Origin of the sequence: Parabacteroides sp. FAFU027, assembly GCF_022808675.1 — a bacterium.
In the GTDB taxonomy this organism is placed as follows: domain Bacteria; phylum Bacteroidota; class Bacteroidia; order Bacteroidales; family UBA7332; genus CAXXIC01.
The window spans coordinates 216,871-234,688 of the sequence record NZ_JAKZKV010000008.1; the positions used below are offsets into that span (position 1 = coordinate 216,871).

Below are 17,818 nucleotides of genomic sequence, written 5' to 3' on the forward strand. Positions count from 1 at the left end.
GAGTACTATATTGTTGAACCCTTTCCGGGTTCTTCGTTCATTTCGTTTTCATCCACGGGTTGCAATCGCGGATATTCAGCTTAGTAAAAAAGCCAATCAACACTTTCCGTCTGACCCGCAGAAGTCAATCCGGCATCACGGTTTGGCATCTTCTGCTCTCCGTCAATGAAGCCAAGCAAAAGAGCGGCACCTTTACCGAGTCGGAGGGTATTGTTTCCGGCTTTGAAATAATAGCTGTGAATATTTACCGGAGCCAAAGTCGGAATATTTAGCGCATTCATCAGCTTAGGCTCAGCTTGTCCGTAATCATTCGCACTTGCATCGGTTTCGAGCGTTGGTGCTTTGAGGAATCCGCGGTCATTACCTGTCAGGAATCCCACCAACACGTACACCGGCTTGTCGCAGGTAAACTGAATTTCGGTTGGCAAGTTGTTTTGTGATTTGAAGCTGGTCTTCAGCGCATTCAGTTTCTTCAATTCCGGTGCAATAGTTTTGATACTGAAAGTCGTATCCGAATAAACTATTTTGCCGCCGCTCAACGGATACTGTACAAAATCTTTCGATAGTATTTTTACGGTTGCCGGTTTAAGCGGAACAATCTCGGTAGCCTTTTTCACACCGTTATTGGCCTTCAGCATCACGATGTTTTTCTTCAGATTGTTGTATTCTGTCTGATAGTAAGGATAAAGCTCTGCCCAGGTTTTGTTTTTACCATCATCACCACCCACCGGCACGCGACGCTGTTTGGTCTGCATACTGTTGGCATAGAGGTAAGTGTCTTTGGTCAAATCAACCAGTTTCTTGTAATGCGACAGACTGCTTTCCAGGAAAGGAACTGCCTGGTCAAGTAATGCTATATTTTTGGTATAACCATACTCAAGAATAAGCGCCGCTGCTTTTACCTTATCGGCAAAGAAATTGGCAAATTCGTTATAGCAATAAACGTCGTTTTTGAGACGATTAAATTCATCCTTATTTTTAGTGACAAACGGAGTTGCTTTTTCGATGGATTCAACAGCAAGTTTACCGCGTTTAACGACATCATTGGTCACATCAAACGGTAACTCACCGATATGAGGTTGATGTTTGTTTTCTTTCTCAGCCCATTCAATCAGTTTCTCTCCTTCTGGACCACATGATTCGTAGAATCCGGGATAGATTTTGTATTTGTACGGATTTACCAACTGGCTCATCAACATTCCCAACAAGAGAGTCTGACGGTTTCCTTCGGTGATACCAAAGCGACGAAGTAATTTAGGTGCAATCTCTCCGGTCTGCTCGTAAGCTGCCAAGATATTTTCTCCACCCTGAGCACATCCGTAGAAATCACAAAGTTTATTAGACCAATAGTTGATTTCATCTTTGCGATCACGGTGGTCGTTCCATGCATATCTCGCCCATCCCTGGTACCACATCCAGTCACGGTCCATTTCGAGCAAACGATTTGGTGCTTTGTCGGCTGAATAAGGCCAGTCCCAGTAGGAAGCCTGTGGATAAATGTGAATCGCATTGGCACCGTGTATATTGTGCATTGCTGACACCGACTTCTGGATAAAGTCAGGTGAACCGTAACGGAACGGCTCCAGATTAGCCAAAATGTGTACGTTCGAGATATGAACAGAACCCAAAGCACTCAGGTCTTTGTGGATTTTTGCCCATGGGCCACGCGGCTCGTATGTTGTGAGTGACTCTCCATTGTATTTGTGCATCGAGTAAAGGTTACTGTACAAAGGCAAAGCCTCTTTCATCACCATGCTCAGATCAGTATCGTGGGCACGCACTACAATCGGAGGAAGGTCTTTGGTTCCCAATGCTTTCAGACCGTCTTTTACCCCGGGTATGATAGTTTTGCAAAACCAGTTCACATCATCTTCGTAAGTATCCATCGCCTCTCCCAGGCAAACAAGCAAGCCCACGTGAGGGTATTTTTCAATAAATGCAGCAATCGACTTTTGCGTATAATCAGCGATCAGCGGAGTAATCGGACGACTGCGGTCCTGTGTTTTAATCCCGTAATGGTCAGCAAAAGGTTTTGAAACGATGATATTGTAAAACATCTGAATCACCCAGATACCACGTTTCTCAGCTTCTTCGGTCAGGAACTTGAACATCTCCTCATTTTTGGCAAATGTCTTGTCATCCACCTCTACTGCAAACGGATAATCTTTCAGTTTAACCAATGAAGCAAACGGGTGACCGTTCCACAAGTAAAGCGAATTCATGCGGTTATCCACCAACATGTCAAGGTACTTAATCCACAAGGCTTTATCGTAGAACCATGGAAAATTCTCTGGAGTATATGGATATTCATATACATCATGACCGGGCAGGTACACCGTTTTTTGCACACCGATGCAAGCGCCACGCATTACCATCTCGGGCTGATCGGTGATATTCAATGAAGCAGGCAGTTTCTTATCTTTTTTGATGCGGTCTGCCAATTCCAGACAACCATACAGTACGCCGGATGCATCTGCACCTTTGATGATAGTAACCCCATCAGCCGACTTGATGGCAAATCCCTCTTTGGCTGGTTTTTTATCAAAAGACAACTTCGATTTCTGAGCCAGTTTACCTGTTGTCAGATCATCCCATTCTCCTACGGCAATAACTCTTTTGGAATCAGCTTTAGCAGAAATCCTGACCTGAAAACCTGCAGATGCAAGGGACTCTTTCAAGCGTTCTACACCAAATCCGACTCTTTTCGATTTAGCTGTATCAGCAACTATAGTTACCTTTTCAATAGAAAATGAACAAAATAACAAGTATAAAAATGGTAGGTAAACCAGCAGTTTTCTCATATTATCGTATTTATTTTTATTTCCCAAACCCGTCTGCATTTATATAAATGCCTTAACAGGAATGCAATTCAAAATTACATTGACTCGAAATGATTACCGTATAAGAATTATCAATTAAACATCAGTATCTGACAACCGTTGTAAATAGCGATCACAGAAAACTAATTATCAACAATTTATACAATGGCCGCTTATTTAGTCAGCGTCAACGAGAAAGTTCCCATCGGCAACCCTTCAGTATTAAATACCTGAGCCTCCACATAATTGCGGAAGGCGTAGCGCACTGATACCGGGTTCTTTACCTGCGGTGAGGTCACCGTAATAGACTTCCGCCCCAGCTCTGCTTTCGCGGGATAGAACTTATTATCACTTCCGGCAATTTCAAAAAGAGTCACTTCCTTGTCATAAGAGGTAATGCCATTCGGAATGTTTTTGAGTGAAAGACTTACGGTACTATCCTTTACCGTCATTTGATCCACCTCCGGACTATCGTAACCAAACCCGGTCACTTGGTATGTCTTCGCAAGAGCCTGATAAGCAAGTCTTTCGCCCGGAGTCTTTTTGTCATAAGGGTGAATGTTATTTTCCACACCGGCATCCAGCAAAATCGCGATTCCGGTATTTGGAATCATTGATTTAGCTTTTAATTGAGCGGCACGGATATAAGCCGAGTTATTCTTCTCGCTTTTGTCATTCGGAGTCAACAAAAAATAGTCGTAAGGCGCTATCTGGGTAAAGTAAAAAGGGAACTCACCCACATTCCAGCGTTTGCGCCAGTCTGACACCATCGTTTTGAGCATGTCAGGGTATCTGTCCGGCTCCTGATAGTTGGTTTCACCCTGATACCAGATGCAACCTTTGATACCATAACCGATTACCGGATTAAGCATTCCGTTAAACAAAGTAGTCGGAGTGCGATTCGGCACTTTGATACTGTCTCCTTTTTGAGGAATTCCGGTCTTTTCAAAAGCGCAAGAAGTCTCTTTGCTCATCCATGCCTGAATGCAGGAACCGCCATAACTCACACATATCAATCCCACCGGTACATTTGTAATCTCATTGACCAGTTTTCCGAAATAGTATCCTGTCGCCGAAAAATCAGCAACAGAAGCCGGTGTAGCTTCAGCCCACTGCGCTTTAAATTCTGTTTGCGGCTCGGTAGTCGATGCTCGGGGAACTGTGATTACACGAATATTTTTGTTTTTTGAACGCAAGATCGCATCATTGGAATTTGCCACCGGAGAAGCCTTGAAGCCTTTCATCGGCTCTTCCATGTTTGACTGGCCGGCGCAAATCCACACCTCTCCGATGAGTACGTTTGATAGTTTCACCTGTTTACCGTCAGAAATAGTCACATCGTATGGCCCGCCGGCTTTGGGTGTAGCCACTTTTGTGCTCCATTTACCATTAGCATCGGTTACCACTACGTATTTCCTTCCGTTCCACGAAGTTGAAATCTGCACTCTTTTGCCCGGTTGGTCTGTTCCCCACACAGCTACTTCGGATTGCTGCTGAAGCACCATATTATCAGTAAAAATGGAAGCCGGCTTGGGTTGGGCAAAAGCAGTTGCGCTAATCATCAGCGACAACGCCAGACCGGCAAATGTCTTTTTGGATAAAATATTATTCATATTTAGTTTGTATTGGAATGTCAATTCAATGGTTAAATAAGTCAGGTCTGTTGAGTCGTAATTTACCCACCCCTACCCCTCCAAGGAGGGGAATCCGGTTTATCAATTGACATATCCGGACGATAGTGAGGTCTCTCCTATTTCTTTATTTTCTCTCCAAAATCCTTTTGCTGATCCTGTACCTCCTGAAGCTCGCGTTTGCGTTCTTCATCGGTGCGGGTGGACTGATGCTCTTTGCCAAAAGTCTTAGCTTTTGCTGAAACCGTTTTCGGAGTTTCGTCATATACCGCTTTGAGGGCAGTAGGTACTGATACAAATTCGAGAGTAGCGGCTTTCGGTGCATGCTCCCCTTCGAAAAGGACACGGGCATTGACCTTTATCTTACCCGCTTTCAGTGTGGAACGGATCAGCACCGGTGCAGAGCCAAACTCAACCAAACGAGGATTTGCTCCGATGCGGTCATCGCCGATAATCTCGCCCTCGCCTTCTACCGTGAAATAGACCTGATCTTTGGCCAGACGGCGCACATTACCTTCATCATCAGTCACTTCTGCGACTACGACTGCAAAATCAGAACCATTCGCCACCAATGACTGACCGTCATTATCGAGTGTCAATCGGAGTTTAGTAGATCGACGGGACGGCATTTTCTTAGTCGAACACACCACTTTGCCGTTAATCAAACCTTCCGCCACAAAGCTCACCTGCTGCCATTTCTTCTGCTCGTAAGTTAGGACACGCATTTTCATAAAGTCAAATACATTCCTGAAAATGACCGGCGGATGCGGCATACCGGGTGTAACCTTAGGCGCTTTCATCACCAGCGTATCTTTTTCATAAACAATCAGGCGGACTACATCACAATTGGTAAATACCACCACATCAGGATCTGAAAATGGAGTGATTTCGTGTGCGATATAAACCATCGGACCGCTTTCGGCCACCGGCAGTTTCACATCGGCATCCTGCTGGCTTTTAAACATATAGTAAGCATATTTAGGCTGACGGAAGTTATCCATCATTCCCCCGAAGTAAGGATCAGGGTAATAACCGCGCTGATGGTCAAAAGCGTGCCACTGCGCACCACCGATAAACTGACGGCTGGCGGTGTACATTTCATCATACGTCTGAGCCAGTCGCAATGCCTGCACGATTTGCGGTCGTTCACCCCAGCTGCGGGCTGCTCGGTTATTATTGTTGTGGGCATACCAATCGTCCACCGTCTCGCCAAACTCGCGGGTAAAGATGCTTTGCTTCACCGTACCGGTATCTTTTGGCCAACCGTAAACGAGGTCGTAGTTTTCGGCCACTCCTGCCGAATGAATATCAGCCACGGCCACACATCCATTATAAGGATATTCATCGTGAGTAATTTTCAATACGTTATTGGAAAACGAGAGTGGAAACTGAGTTTCATTAAGCACAGGTTCCCAAGCGATTACGCAAGCATGATTGCGATCACGACGGATCATATTTCTCACATCGTCATATACGCGTTGTTCAAAAATGCTATCTTTCTTGTTCCAATATTGCCAGCCGGGAGTAGCCACAGTCAGGAACATTCCCAATTCATCACACGCATCAAGAAATGAAGGATCCTGCGGATAGTGCGCCGAACGGATAATGCGGCAACCGGCATCGCGAAGCTTTTTCACATCGCGCCAGTGCATATTATTAGGCACAGCATTTCCCACATAAGCAAAATCCTGGTGACGATTGGTTCCGAGCAGTTGGATATAGGGTTTTCCATTCAGGTAAAAGCCTTCTTTCCCCCGAAACTCGATAGAACGAATACCAATGCGGCTCATCACCCCATCAAGAGACTGATTACCTGACAATACGCGACTTTTCACCTGATATAAATAAGGAGAATCCGGCGTCCAAAGCTTCGGATTCTTTACCGAATATTGCTGTTTTACAGATTGAGCCTGACCGGGTAAAAGTTTCACTGCGGTCACTAATGTCTTCAGCGGATTGCCTTTATCATCACAAAGTGTAGTTTCCAGTTTGAGATTGACAGCCTTAGCCGATTCGTTGATAATCTCTGTCTGAGCAAAGACATCGGCATGCTTTTCACTGATATTATCTGAATGAATAAATACTCCGCCACCGGCTACTTTACTGGCCTCATTGGCATCAGAAATATGAACCGGAGAGACTGCCACCATCCACACGTCACGGTACATTCCCCCGTGATAGGTAAAGTCAAGCTGTGATTGCTTCTTGCCCGGAGCATAGGTTTTATCATCGCTGTTGTCCGTAATCACAGCTACCAAAACCTTCTCACCCGGCTTTACGCCAAGATCAGTCAGGTTAATATTAAATGGCAAATAACCGCCGAAATGCTCTTTCACCAATTTGCCATTCAGGTAAACTTTAGATTTCCCCATCACAGCCTCAAAGTGCAGATAGACTTTTTTCCCTGCCAGATCCTTATTGACCGTAAAGTGCTTACGGTACCAGGCAATGCCCTGATAATTGCGACCGCCACTGGCTTCCGACGGCTCCAACTCCACGGTATGCGGTGTGGCTACCACATCCCATTTTGAATCATCGAATGCAACAGTTTCAGCTCCGTCAACATCGCCTTTATGAAAACGCCAACCGATATTGAAGTCAAAAACCTCCCGGCCCTGATTCTTCCATTCGAAAAAACCAGCGGTAGAGAAGGGCCGCTGCGCCTGGGCAGCCAAAATCAGGAATAGCGATAGAAGTAAAAAAGTGGTCTTTTTCATAGTTTATTCAATTAAACGCAAAGGTGCTAAGACGCAAAGGCTCTTTAAATAATCCCTTCGCGTCTTTGCGACTTAGCGTTCATTAATCATTCACAAACGAATTCGTAATCACCCGAGCCTATTTCGGCTTTATTCTTTTTCAATGAAACACCTTCGCCCTGACTGACCGTCACCTTAGAAGAAGGTAGAATCACGGTAGCAGTAGTATTAGCAGGTACAGAGACTTTCAATCTGAATTGTCCGTTTCCCTTTTTCCAATCTACTTTTATCGGCCCATAAACTGATGCGTATGAAGCCTTTGCGTAAGTCAGATCACCAACGGGTTGCGGAGCAATGATCGTATGTTTGAATCCCGGCTGCTTCATATCCGGCTGAATGCCTGCTACCGAACGGTAAAACCACTCCTCGATCTGCCCCATCATAAAGTGGTTCCACGAGTTGCCTTTCGATGGATCCCACTGCTCGGTCAAGGTGGTGAGGCCGTACTTTAACTGAAAGCCATACCCCGGAGCATCGTTGTGATTCGTCATTTTGTACATCAGCTCATTCAGCCCATTATCAGCTAACACACGGAAAAGGAAACGGTTACCGATATCACCGGTAGTCAAGCGATCACCGTGCGCTTTGATGTCGGTCACCAGATTATCCAGCACCGACTGACGGTATTTAGGCTCAACAATATTGAGGAATATCGGCATGGCATTGGAATACTGGCTTCCTGTACCGTATTGTTTGGTTTTGGGATTGAAAAATTTAGCATTAAAGGCCCGGCGGATTGCTTCGGCTCTTTTCTCGTATTGTTTTGCCTCTTTTTTTAAACCCAGCATTCTAGCAGATTTGGCCACCAGATCAGCATAATAGTAATAAAATGCAGTAGCAGAGAGTGCGATCGGGCTATTTTGCGAATACCCGGCAGGTTTTGGACCATAATCATACCAATCGCCCAGACCAAAAGCCAATGTATCGCCTTTCGCTTTGCTATCGAGATAAGCCATGTAGCGGGTCATCATCGGATAAGCTTTCTCTATTTGCGAAGCATCACCGTAATATTCATAATACATCCAGGGCAGAATAGCCGAGGTTGCTCCCCATTCCGGCGAATCCTTAAAGTCACGAATAAATTCAAAATCGGTATATTCGGGTGCAGTCGTCGGAACCAAGCCATCCAGCAACTGGGCATCCTGCATATCACGGATCACTTTGGCAAACATCTGTGTCTGGTCGTAATTAAACATCAGACCAGGTCCATTCAGGTGGTTTTGCTCCAGCCAACCGAGCTTCTCCCGGTGGGGACAGTCGGTAAAAATGGATTGAAAATTACTTTTAATAGCATTGTTGATCAACCAATGCGTTTTATTGTAAATATCGTTGGAGCACTCAAACGTACCTGTTTCGGCAGTTGAGTTATAGACAAAGTTTGATTTCACATCCAGTAAGACAGGCTTATCACTGCCGGGCGCATTCTCCAGATAATCAGCACCGTAGAGTTGTATATATTGATAACCGTAGTAGGAGAAACGCGGTGTCCACTCCTCTACCCCGTTTCCTTTCAGCGTATATTGGAAATAATAGGGTTTGCCGGTGCGTTTCTGATTCACGGCGCTGTCCTTGATGGACTCTCCCACCCATAAGCGCAAGGTCTGGCCTTTTTTGCCTTGTACCTTAATAGTAGGAAATCCGGACAGGTTTTGCCCCATATCAAGAATTACCGGATCTGTACCTATTTTTTTCACCTCTTTCACCCCGAATGTTTGCATAATTTTCACTGGTGCGGTCAACTGCGGCATCATCTCTCCTTTCGGATTTTCCACATGCACCACCTTTTTCCAGGCTGAGTCGTCAAATCCGGGCTTATCCCAACCGGGCTGTTCTTGATTTGCATCGTAATCTTCACCACCGAATATACAGTTGAAGGTCACGGGACTCAAGGCATATTTCCAGCTTTTATCAGAGACGATCTGCTCGGTAGTACCGTCATCGTATTTCAGACGCATGATGAAGTAAAGTTTCGGAGTCCCAAAGCTTACCCAGAACTTACGGTAACGGTCACCGGTGACATTGTACATGCCATTACCCAGCATCACGCCGACGACATTTTCGCCCTGAGTCAGGTTTTTCTTTACATCGTAAATATTGTAATATACGGTCTTATCGTAATCACTCCATGCCGGAGCAAACTGGCTCTGACCAATCTTCTCACCATTGAGGGTAAGCTCGTATTGTCCCAGTCCGCAGATAATAGCCTGCGCACTTTTCACTTTCTTCATTATAGCGATAGGATGGCGCAACAAGATGCTGCGTTTGGCCAATGAGTCCACCGGCCCCCACAGATCCGCAATTTCCTTTTTCTTCATCGACGGCTGGTGGAAGTTGCGGCCCTCCGGCAGCTTGGCTTTCTTGCGTGAAATAGCAGAGATCCACAACGCGGCTGTAGCCATTGGAGGTGCGGTCTCGAATGATGACACCTCACTCCACGCTGATGCTTTCTTATTTGCATCCCATACTTTTACGCGCCACAGGTAACGCTGGCCTTCCTTAAGCTCAGGACCTGCATATTCTACAAACTGGCTTTTGTCCGACTTTACCACACCTGAATTCCAGACACGACCGACTCCCCGCTCAATAGATTTGTTATCCATCGACAGAATGATCTGGTAAGCAGTCTGTTTATCTTTATTGACAGAGGAATGTAATTGCCAGCCCAGACGCGGACCTTTAGCAGTAATTCCTACCGGGTTTGTGATTAATTCGCAGGTAGTTCGTGTTACCTCAATCGCAGAGACAGTGGCAACCCACAACAAAGCATATAATGACAGAGTTATTTTTCGTAATGAAAGCATGACTGTGTTTTTCAATAATTATTTACAGAAATCGGACGAGATCTGAACTCAAAATTTAGAAGTTCAAAATTACCCTTGAATAGAAGTATTAAAGTACACGAATTAATAAAAAACAGTAGCGATTTGCCGGCACCGTCTCTACCTGGCAGCTGTGTTAAAAATGGAGCTCAACTGCACGTTTCCAACAGACATTCTAAACATATTGCAGAGCTAAAACGTTTATAACGATGACTGAAAAATACAATAACCAGCCATTACCTCACACTCTGCAACGCCGTTCTGCAAAGGCATTGAGATGCCAAGAACCCCTCTTTAACTATCTAACATCAAAGCCTATACAACAATTTACTATGGTAATTCAACAATTCGTGTACCTGCTTGCTGCTATTCCATTATACATTTGTGCACGTAAATATTTACAATGCTTCAAAATGCACAACTAAGAATTAAGCATCAGTAGTACCATGTAACATACAACCCCTTCACCACTGACTCTATAGCAGGTGATGAAATCTAAAACACAGATCTCATATCATGCTATAAGAAAACTGAGTCTTGAAAACACGCCTTAATAAAGATGTCTAATATCGATAAAAGCACAGCCTTTCAAAGACTCAAATAAAAACAGAGGCTATTATATCAAAAACCCAATAAGTAAACCAAATCAACAAACAATTTATTAAAATTCAAACTTAACCTATGAAGATGAGAAGCAAATTCAGAACATTATTAAGTCTGGTTTGTATCGCAGTCGCCTTATCTATTACATCGTGTATAGATGGATTCAAGGATAACTTGACATGGGCTCCAAGTGTGCAAAATGCGCAATTAGAGTCTCCGGCGGCGGATCAAATCACAGTAACTCCCAGTGCTGACGGTTCTAAACTAACATTTAAATGGCCGGTAGTATATGGAGCCGGAGGATATCAGTTTTCTCTTTACATTGTTGACGATCCTACCAAACCGGTATTAGTCGGCACTGAAAATGAAGTGGTAGATGGAACTAGCGTTGAGCGCCCAATGCAGGAAGATACACGTTATAAAGTTGTTATTAAAACTTTGGGAAATGCTAAGTACAACAACACGGAGGCAACCACTGCAACTGAAAAGCTGTACGATAACCTGTTAGCTATTACAGCTACGATTCCAAGCGGAACCAATTTAACAGATTATTTTACTGCAAATCCTATCCCTGCCAGTACAACAGAATTGTGTTATCAACTTGAACCCAATGGAAATTACACTATGAGCGGTGATATTGCGATCGGATCACAGGTAACTATCCGTGGGGATAAAGTCAATCATGCAAAAATTGCTATGACCAATGGTTCATTCGTCAATAATGGAGTTGGATTCAAAATGAAATTTATGGATATTGACTATTCCGGTTTTGCTGGAGCCAACACCAGTTCAATAATTCTGATGAGTGCAACACCAAATCCTGCAATCACATTGACTTCTACAGGATACACAGTAGTTCCAACTACTGCTCCTATCGCAATCCAGTCTTGCAAGATTACAGGTCTGAAATATTACCTTTTCTACGACAATAGCAAGAAATATGGCATAGGCTCATTCCTTATCAAAGATTGCATTATCGGACAAAACACCAATTCCTTCGGTTTTGCAACAATTCGTTTCGGAGCTGGTATGGTAAAGGATATGACGATAACCAACAGTACTTTCTACAACGAAGTAGTTGCTAATAGCAGCAATCGCATTTGCCAGATATCATCAGGAAATGCTGGTAGCGTAAAACCATTGACTGAAACCTGGGCAAATGGAAGTGTTACTATAACCCACTCTACATTCTACCACTGTTCTGAAGGAGCCCAATCCTTTAACTCAAATGGAGCTATGGGGCAAGTTGGTGATAAAATCACCATACAGAAATGTGTTATAGTCAACTCAGCAGAGAATGCTGCCACTTCGGGTAGTAACGGCTTTGTAAGACGTTTTCGTAGGGGAAATACCAACGCAACTTTTACAGGAGGTGGAAACTCCTATTGGTACAATGGTGCTTTCCCAATAGGAGAAGTGCAGGGTACTACAAGTTGTGATACCAGTGGTGATTATATTGATTCCGATCCTCAATTGACTTATCAGGGTAACGGAGTGTTTAAAATGGAGGGAGCTACTCAGATTGCAAAAGGCTCCGGAGACCCACGTTGGTTACCTTCTAATTAATACATAAAGAATATAAACAATAAAAAAATAGCAAGATGAAGAAATATATAATTCTTGGTCTGATACTTACCCTCATCCAGGCATTTGCATTGCCGGCTCAGGCTCAGCAAGTCTCTGCGATTAATGGAATCGTGGTGGGTGAAGATCAAAAACCCATTATCGGAGCTACCGTTAGGGTAAGTGGTACTACCACAGGAACGGTTACAGATATTGACGGAAAATTTACTCTTAAGGTTCCGGCTAATAGCAAACTGACTGTAACTTATGTGGGATATTTAACTCAGACAGTCTCAGCCTTAAAAAATACGCGCATTGTCTTGAAGGAAGATCAAATGAAGCTGGACGAAGTAGTCGTAGTAGGCTATGGTACCCAAAAGAAAGCGCATTTGACGGGTGCGGTTGCTTCGGTAGCCACTTCTGAAATTCGCGACCTTGCGGCTACCAACCTTTCATCTACTTTGCAAGGCCAGATCAATGGTGTCAGTGTAAGCGAAAGCGGAAGTCGGCCTGGTGCTCCAACATCACTTGTAATCCGGAACGGTAATTTAAGTGTAGCTGCCCCCTCCTCCAGTACCGGTCTCCTGGTTCCATTGTACGTCATTGATGGCTTTATATATGATCCAACAGCAGGCCAGCAGGCATTTGACAACCTGGATGTGAATATGGTTGAAAGTATATCGGTACTGAAAGATGCTGCTGCAGCCATTTATGGTGCCCGTTCTGCGCAAGGAGTTGTTTTGGTGAAGACTAAAAAAGGAGAAGTAGGTAAACCAAAAATCTCTTACAGCGGACAATTTGGTTATGCTGACGAAGTTTATCGTTCCAAAATGCTGGATTCTTATAATTTTGGTTTGATATGGAATGGTATACGCGCTGCTGACCCGACAAGTCCTTATGATAAGAAAAATGATTTATTCCAGGCAGACGAATTGAATGCAATGAAATCGCTTAACTATGATTTGGTTGATAAATACTGGAGTTCTGCGATGTCACAAAAGCATAGTATCAATGTAAGTGGAGGTACAGATAATGCTACTTATTTTGGAGGTATATCGTATGTTACACAAGATGGAAACTTGGGTAGAATTGATTACAACCGCTGGAATTACAATGTCGGAGTAGAAGCTAAAATCAATAAGTGGACAAAATCTTCTTTGCGAGTATCAGGAGACTATGGCAGTACAACAAAAGCAAACGTTAAAGTTGGGGGGTCTAATGCAGATAAAGACTATGCTACATTATTGACACGTCCCCGTTACATTCCTGAATATGTAAATGGCCTGCCAATTGCTGCTTATGGTGTTACAAACGGTGCCATTGAACAAACGCAGGAATACAACTACAATGTTGTCGAAAATATCGGCAATTTCGTTACCAACAAGCCTCATAACAACGTCATTAATGCTTCGTTGGATTATGATTTTGGATGGAGCAATATATTGAAAGGATTGAAATTGCAAGCTACATATTCTAAGAATATCAGCACAACAGAAGACAACGAATTTGGTTCTGATTATTCGCTCTATAAATTTGCTGACGGGGCTCGCGGTGGTAGTGGTTCTCACCTGTACACAGATACAGAAGAGCATGCTATGAATTTAACCGGCATGACAACTATACCTGTTTCAAATGGAAACTATCTGAGAAGAAACATGAGTCGTAGCGATAATTATCAATTGAACTTTATTGTCAACTATTCACGTACATTCGGCAAACATGACGTAAGCGGATTGTTTACCATTGAAAAAGCCGAAAATGAATCAGAATATGTGTGGGGTAATGTTACAGGACCATATTCATTTACCAATTATCAGTCGAATGGAGCAGGTGGAAATCAAACAACATCTTTCTCCCGTTCTGAAGGTGGAGTATTATCGTACATTGGCCGCTTCAATTACTCGTATGCCAATAAATATCTGGCAGAATTTTTAATTCGTTCGGATGCAAGTACCAAGTTTGCTCCGGAAAATTATTGGGGAGTGTTCCCTTCCTTGTCTGCCGGCTGGATTATTTCTGAAGAACCATTTTTCAAGAAAAATGTGACGTTCGTAGATTATATGAAAATTCGAGGGTCATTCGGTCTATTGGGACGTGACAATATCGGAGCCTGGCAATGGGCGCAATTCTACGGATCTGAAACTGTTAAGGGACCTATTTTCGGAACAGACCCTAATGCGTATGCCGGACCACACTTTCAATTACCCTCTGCAGTACCCAATCGCAATTCACAATGGGATCAGTGTTACAAGAAAAACTTGGGACTGGATCTGGCTTTCCTGAACAATCGTTTAACAGTCAATTTGGATGGTTATTCTGATCTTACAAAGAATGTATTTATGGCTATTACCAACACTGCGGGTTTCCCAAGTACAGTTGGAGCTATAGCTTCGCCTTCAAATTACGGTACTATTGAAAATTATGGAATTGAAATTTCGTTAGGCTGGAGAGATAAGATCGGAAAAGATTTCAAATATTACGTTAAGCTGAATACCGGTTATACAGATAATAAGATTATTAAGGCCCCTTGGGTTAGTGAGGCGACTCGCACATTTACCGATTTAATGCCAAATCAACGTGCTGACCGCGGAGTGTGGGGGTATCAGTCAATTGGCATGTTCCGGAGCTATCAGGAGATTGCAGAGTATTTTGCGGCCAATAAAATTGTCACCTACATGGGAAAAACTCAGGCTGATGTTCATCCGGGTATGATGATTTACAATAATGTCAGAGGCTCACAGAAAGCTGACGGTACATATTACGCGGCAAATGACCCGAATGATCCTGCCGGAAACGTAATTGATGAAAAAGATGTAGTACAGATATCAAAATTCTCTTCTAATCCTTTTGGCTTTACAATAAATATGGGGGGTGAATGGAAGAAGCTGTCATTCAGCGCTCAATTAGGTGCCAGCTGGGGAAGCTATGGATTGATGCCGACACAGGCAATTAGTACTTCAAGTATTATTTCGACCGCATCTGGCTATAATGTAATGCAATATACCAATTTACCTTCATTCTGGGCTGGCAATATGTATGTTTATAAGGATGTACTCGATAACCAGGGTAGAGTGGTTTCTCCACAGAACCTCGATGCAAGATATCCAAACTTACGTTTCTCGGATGTTAATAGTGTTGCTTCTACTTTCTGGAAAATCAGTAATACCGATGTTACCCTGCGTAACATTACTCTAGCGTATTCACTGCCGAAAACATGGTTAAACAAAGTGGGTGTTGAAAGCTGTCGATTAAATGTGACCGGTCAGAATATGATCAGTTTCTATAACCCTTATCCGGATCATTTTATGAGTCCGATGTCAAGTTATAGCAAGTATCCTACATTACGGAAAATTACTCTGGGTATCAATGTTACACTCTAAAAAGACAAAATAATGACAAAGCTATATAAATCGATTTTTCACGTCGCTTGCTTATTAAGCATTTTCCTTTGGATGGGATGTAGCGACGACTTCTTGAAGGATAAGAAGAACTATTCCAATCTTACTCCTGATATTTACAATGATTATGCAGGGGCATCATTGAGAGTTCAGGATATATATCTGAGATTACTCCCTGATGTCAATAATGGTTTATCATACAGAAGTACCAGCTCGGGTAAAGCGGATATTCAATCTCAGTCAACCGAAGAATTTAGCGGACTTTCAAATTTTGTAAGTCCTGATGTTATCTTAAGTACATCAAGCGGACTGAACGATTGGTTCCACGTTAATAAAGCTACCAATGCCGGCCCCTGGGGGGAAATCCGTAATTGTAACGATGTATTAGAGGGTGTTTCAGGTAGTACATTGACTGACACTCAGAAAAAAACATTACTTGGTCAGGTATATTTCTTCCGTGCTTGGCAATATTATTTGTTGGTAAAGACCTATGGTGGTGTACCTATTGTTGACCATGTACAGGTAACTGATGTGAGTCAGGCTCAAGCTCTGGAAGTGCCGCGTTCAACCACCAAACAATGTATCGATTTCATTTGTCAGGGTTTGGATACAGCCGCAAGCATGTTGCCAGCACGCTGGGACGATGCAAATTTTGGTCGCGTTACCAAAGGAGCAGCCTTAGCCCTTGCAGGTCGCGCCAGATTGCTTTATGCTAGTCCATTATTTAATCGTGCCGACAATGCCGATCGTTGGCAAGCTGCCTACGATGCAAACAAAAAAGCAATTGACGCGCTGACTGCAGGAGGATTTGGTCTGGCCTATAAAGACGCTCCGGGAATTAACGGCGCCGGTTGGGCAAAAATATTTTCTGATTTTAACAGCAATGAAGCTGTATTTGTAACGCTTTATAATAAAGTTCATGATGACAATGCAGCCAATGAAATCTATAGGAATAATCACTGGGAACAGACTATACGCCCAGCCAATACTAATAAGAATGGTGGCGGAATGAGTCCCACATCGATGATGGTGGATTTATTTCCAATGGCCGATGGTAAAAAACCGACAGAAGTAGGAACTTACAACCCATTGACGTTTTTTGCGAATCGTGACCCTCGTTTCTATAGAACTTTCGGATTTCCGGGTGTATCCTGGAGGTTTGATGCAGCCAGCGATCCTACTTCATTAGGAGTTGATTATCCATACTCCGGAGCTAACTACATGTTGTGGAACTACTCCTGGTATGCGAACTCTACCAAACAAGCCGACATAACTCAGAGTGGTTACGGTGCAGATGGTCTAGGCCTGAATTATAAAGGTGTTTATATTCGTAAACGTTCAGACGATTTCGACATGACCACACCAATCCCTACTTTGCTATACAGATGGAGCCTAGAAAACAAACAAGGTCCGTTTGGTGAAGGAGCAATGCCGTGGATGGAAATCCGCTATGCTGAGGTATTACTCAACTTTGCTGAAGCTGCCTGTGGAGCCGGACATCCAGACGAGGCTATTCAGGCATTAAAAGACATCCGTAAACGCGCCAGCCTTCCCGCTGGTACTGATGGACTATATGGTTTGAGCTCAGACTTGGCTTCTGATAGAGGAAAATTATTTGGAGCAATCCTATATGAACGTCAAATAGAATTGGCATATGAAGGTAAACGCTTTGATGATATGCGTCGTTGGTTACTATGGGATGGCGGAGCCGCTTTCAATCAAATAGCAGGTGTGCCAACATCCTGGACATTGACAGGATTTGGAGGTAATACATGTACCTATTTGGGCGTAGAGCCTTTGAACGGTAAGCGAAGAGACAATATTGAAATTACTGCTAAAGCTACAGCAGAAGAGGCACAAGGAAAAGATCCTATTAAAACCAACCGTCCGGCGGCCATGGATTTGAAGACTGATCTAAGCACTCAAACGAATGCTTTGGTAACCTTTTATACTACTTATCTGATGCGTAAAACGCGTCAGGGAGATGAAGCTGGAAAGGTTGTTTCCTTCAAACCTCAGTATTACTTCATTGGTCTGACAAGTGGTGCACAAACGAACAACGTCACTTTGTTGCAAACCATTGGATGGGCAGATGTACTGCATGGCAATATTAATGGTACTTTTGACCCATTAGCTGAATAATAAATTTTATTCTGAATAACATTACAACCGGACAGATTTATTTGTCCGGTTGTTTTTTTTGAAGCAAATAAGATATCTCTCTTATAT

The 17,818-nt window shown here is 43.4% G+C and carries 7 protein-coding genes; 3 read left to right on the top strand and 4 right to left on the bottom strand.

All coding sequences use genetic code 11. The features are described from left to right. Window positions 1-80: 80 nt before the first annotated feature. The 4 genes from MLE17_RS13550 to MLE17_RS13565 all read right to left on the bottom strand — a co-directional run bounded on the left by MLE17_RS13550 (window position 81) and on the right by MLE17_RS13565 (window position 10,007). Window positions 81-2,801 carry a hypothetical protein gene (locus tag MLE17_RS13550; protein WP_243349244.1) on the bottom strand — a complete coding sequence of 907 codons (2,721 nt, stop codon included), beginning with the start codon at window positions 2,799-2,801 and terminating at the stop codon, window positions 81-83. Window positions 2,802-2,992: 191 nt separating this feature from the next. Further along, window positions 2,993-4,432, bottom strand: a complete 1,440-nt coding sequence (locus tag MLE17_RS13555; RefSeq protein WP_243349245.1) for a sialate O-acetylesterase — start codon at window positions 4,430-4,432, stop codon at window positions 2,993-2,995. 137 nt (window positions 4,433-4,569) lie between these two features. Next, on the bottom strand, window positions 4,570-7,167 hold the full coding sequence (locus MLE17_RS13560; RefSeq protein ID WP_243349246.1) for a glycoside hydrolase family 2 protein: 2,598 nt from the start codon (window positions 7,165-7,167) through the stop codon (window positions 4,570-4,572). Between the two features lie 86 nt (window positions 7,168-7,253). Then, window positions 7,254-10,007, bottom strand: a complete 2,754-nt coding sequence (locus MLE17_RS13565; protein WP_243349247.1) for a glycoside hydrolase family 78 protein — start codon at window positions 10,005-10,007, stop codon at window positions 7,254-7,256. A 699-nt stretch (window positions 10,008-10,706) separates the two neighbouring features. Between MLE17_RS13565 and MLE17_RS13570 the strand changes: the two genes are divergently transcribed. Genes MLE17_RS13570 through MLE17_RS13580 form a run of 3 tightly spaced genes read left to right on the top strand, consistent with a single transcriptional unit; the run spans window position 10,707 to window position 17,731 of the window. Then, window positions 10,707-12,194 (top strand): DUF4992 family lipoprotein, encoded by a 1,488-nt coding sequence (locus tag MLE17_RS13570; RefSeq protein WP_243349248.1) that lies wholly within the window; start codon window positions 10,707-10,709, stop codon window positions 12,192-12,194. A 35-nt stretch (window positions 12,195-12,229) separates the two neighbouring features. Next, window positions 12,230-15,571 (top strand): SusC/RagA family TonB-linked outer membrane protein, encoded by a 3,342-nt coding sequence (locus tag MLE17_RS13575; protein ID WP_243349249.1) that lies wholly within the window; start codon window positions 12,230-12,232, stop codon window positions 15,569-15,571. A gap of 12 nt (window positions 15,572-15,583) precedes the next feature. Continuing rightward, complete coding sequence (locus MLE17_RS13580; RefSeq protein WP_243349250.1) at window positions 15,584-17,731, top strand: RagB/SusD family nutrient uptake outer membrane protein; 2,148 nt, start codon at window positions 15,584-15,586, stop codon at window positions 17,729-17,731. The last annotated feature ends 87 nt before the right edge of the window (window positions 17,732-17,818 follow it).

Excerpts from the sequence above, each read along its gene's own strand:
- MLE17_RS13550 (WP_243349244.1), bottom strand. The coding sequence starts at position 2,801 with ATGAGAAAACTGCTGGTTTACCTACCATTTTTATACTTGTTATTTTGT.
- MLE17_RS13555 (WP_243349245.1), bottom strand. The coding sequence starts at position 4,432 with ATGAATAATATTTTATCCAAAAAGACATTTGCCGGTCTGGCGTTGTCG.
- MLE17_RS13560 (WP_243349246.1), bottom strand. The coding sequence starts at position 7,167 with ATGAAAAAGACCACTTTTTTACTTCTATCGCTATTCCTGATTTTGGCT.
- MLE17_RS13565 (WP_243349247.1), bottom strand. The coding sequence starts at position 10,007 with ATGCTTTCATTACGAAAAATAACTCTGTCATTATATGCTTTGTTGTGG.
- MLE17_RS13570 (WP_243349248.1), top strand. The coding sequence starts at position 10,707 with ATGAAGATGAGAAGCAAATTCAGAACATTATTAAGTCTGGTTTGTATC.
- MLE17_RS13575 (WP_243349249.1), top strand. The coding sequence starts at position 12,230 with ATGAAGAAATATATAATTCTTGGTCTGATACTTACCCTCATCCAGGCA.
- MLE17_RS13580 (WP_243349250.1), top strand. The coding sequence starts at position 15,584 with ATGACAAAGCTATATAAATCGATTTTTCACGTCGCTTGCTTATTAAGC.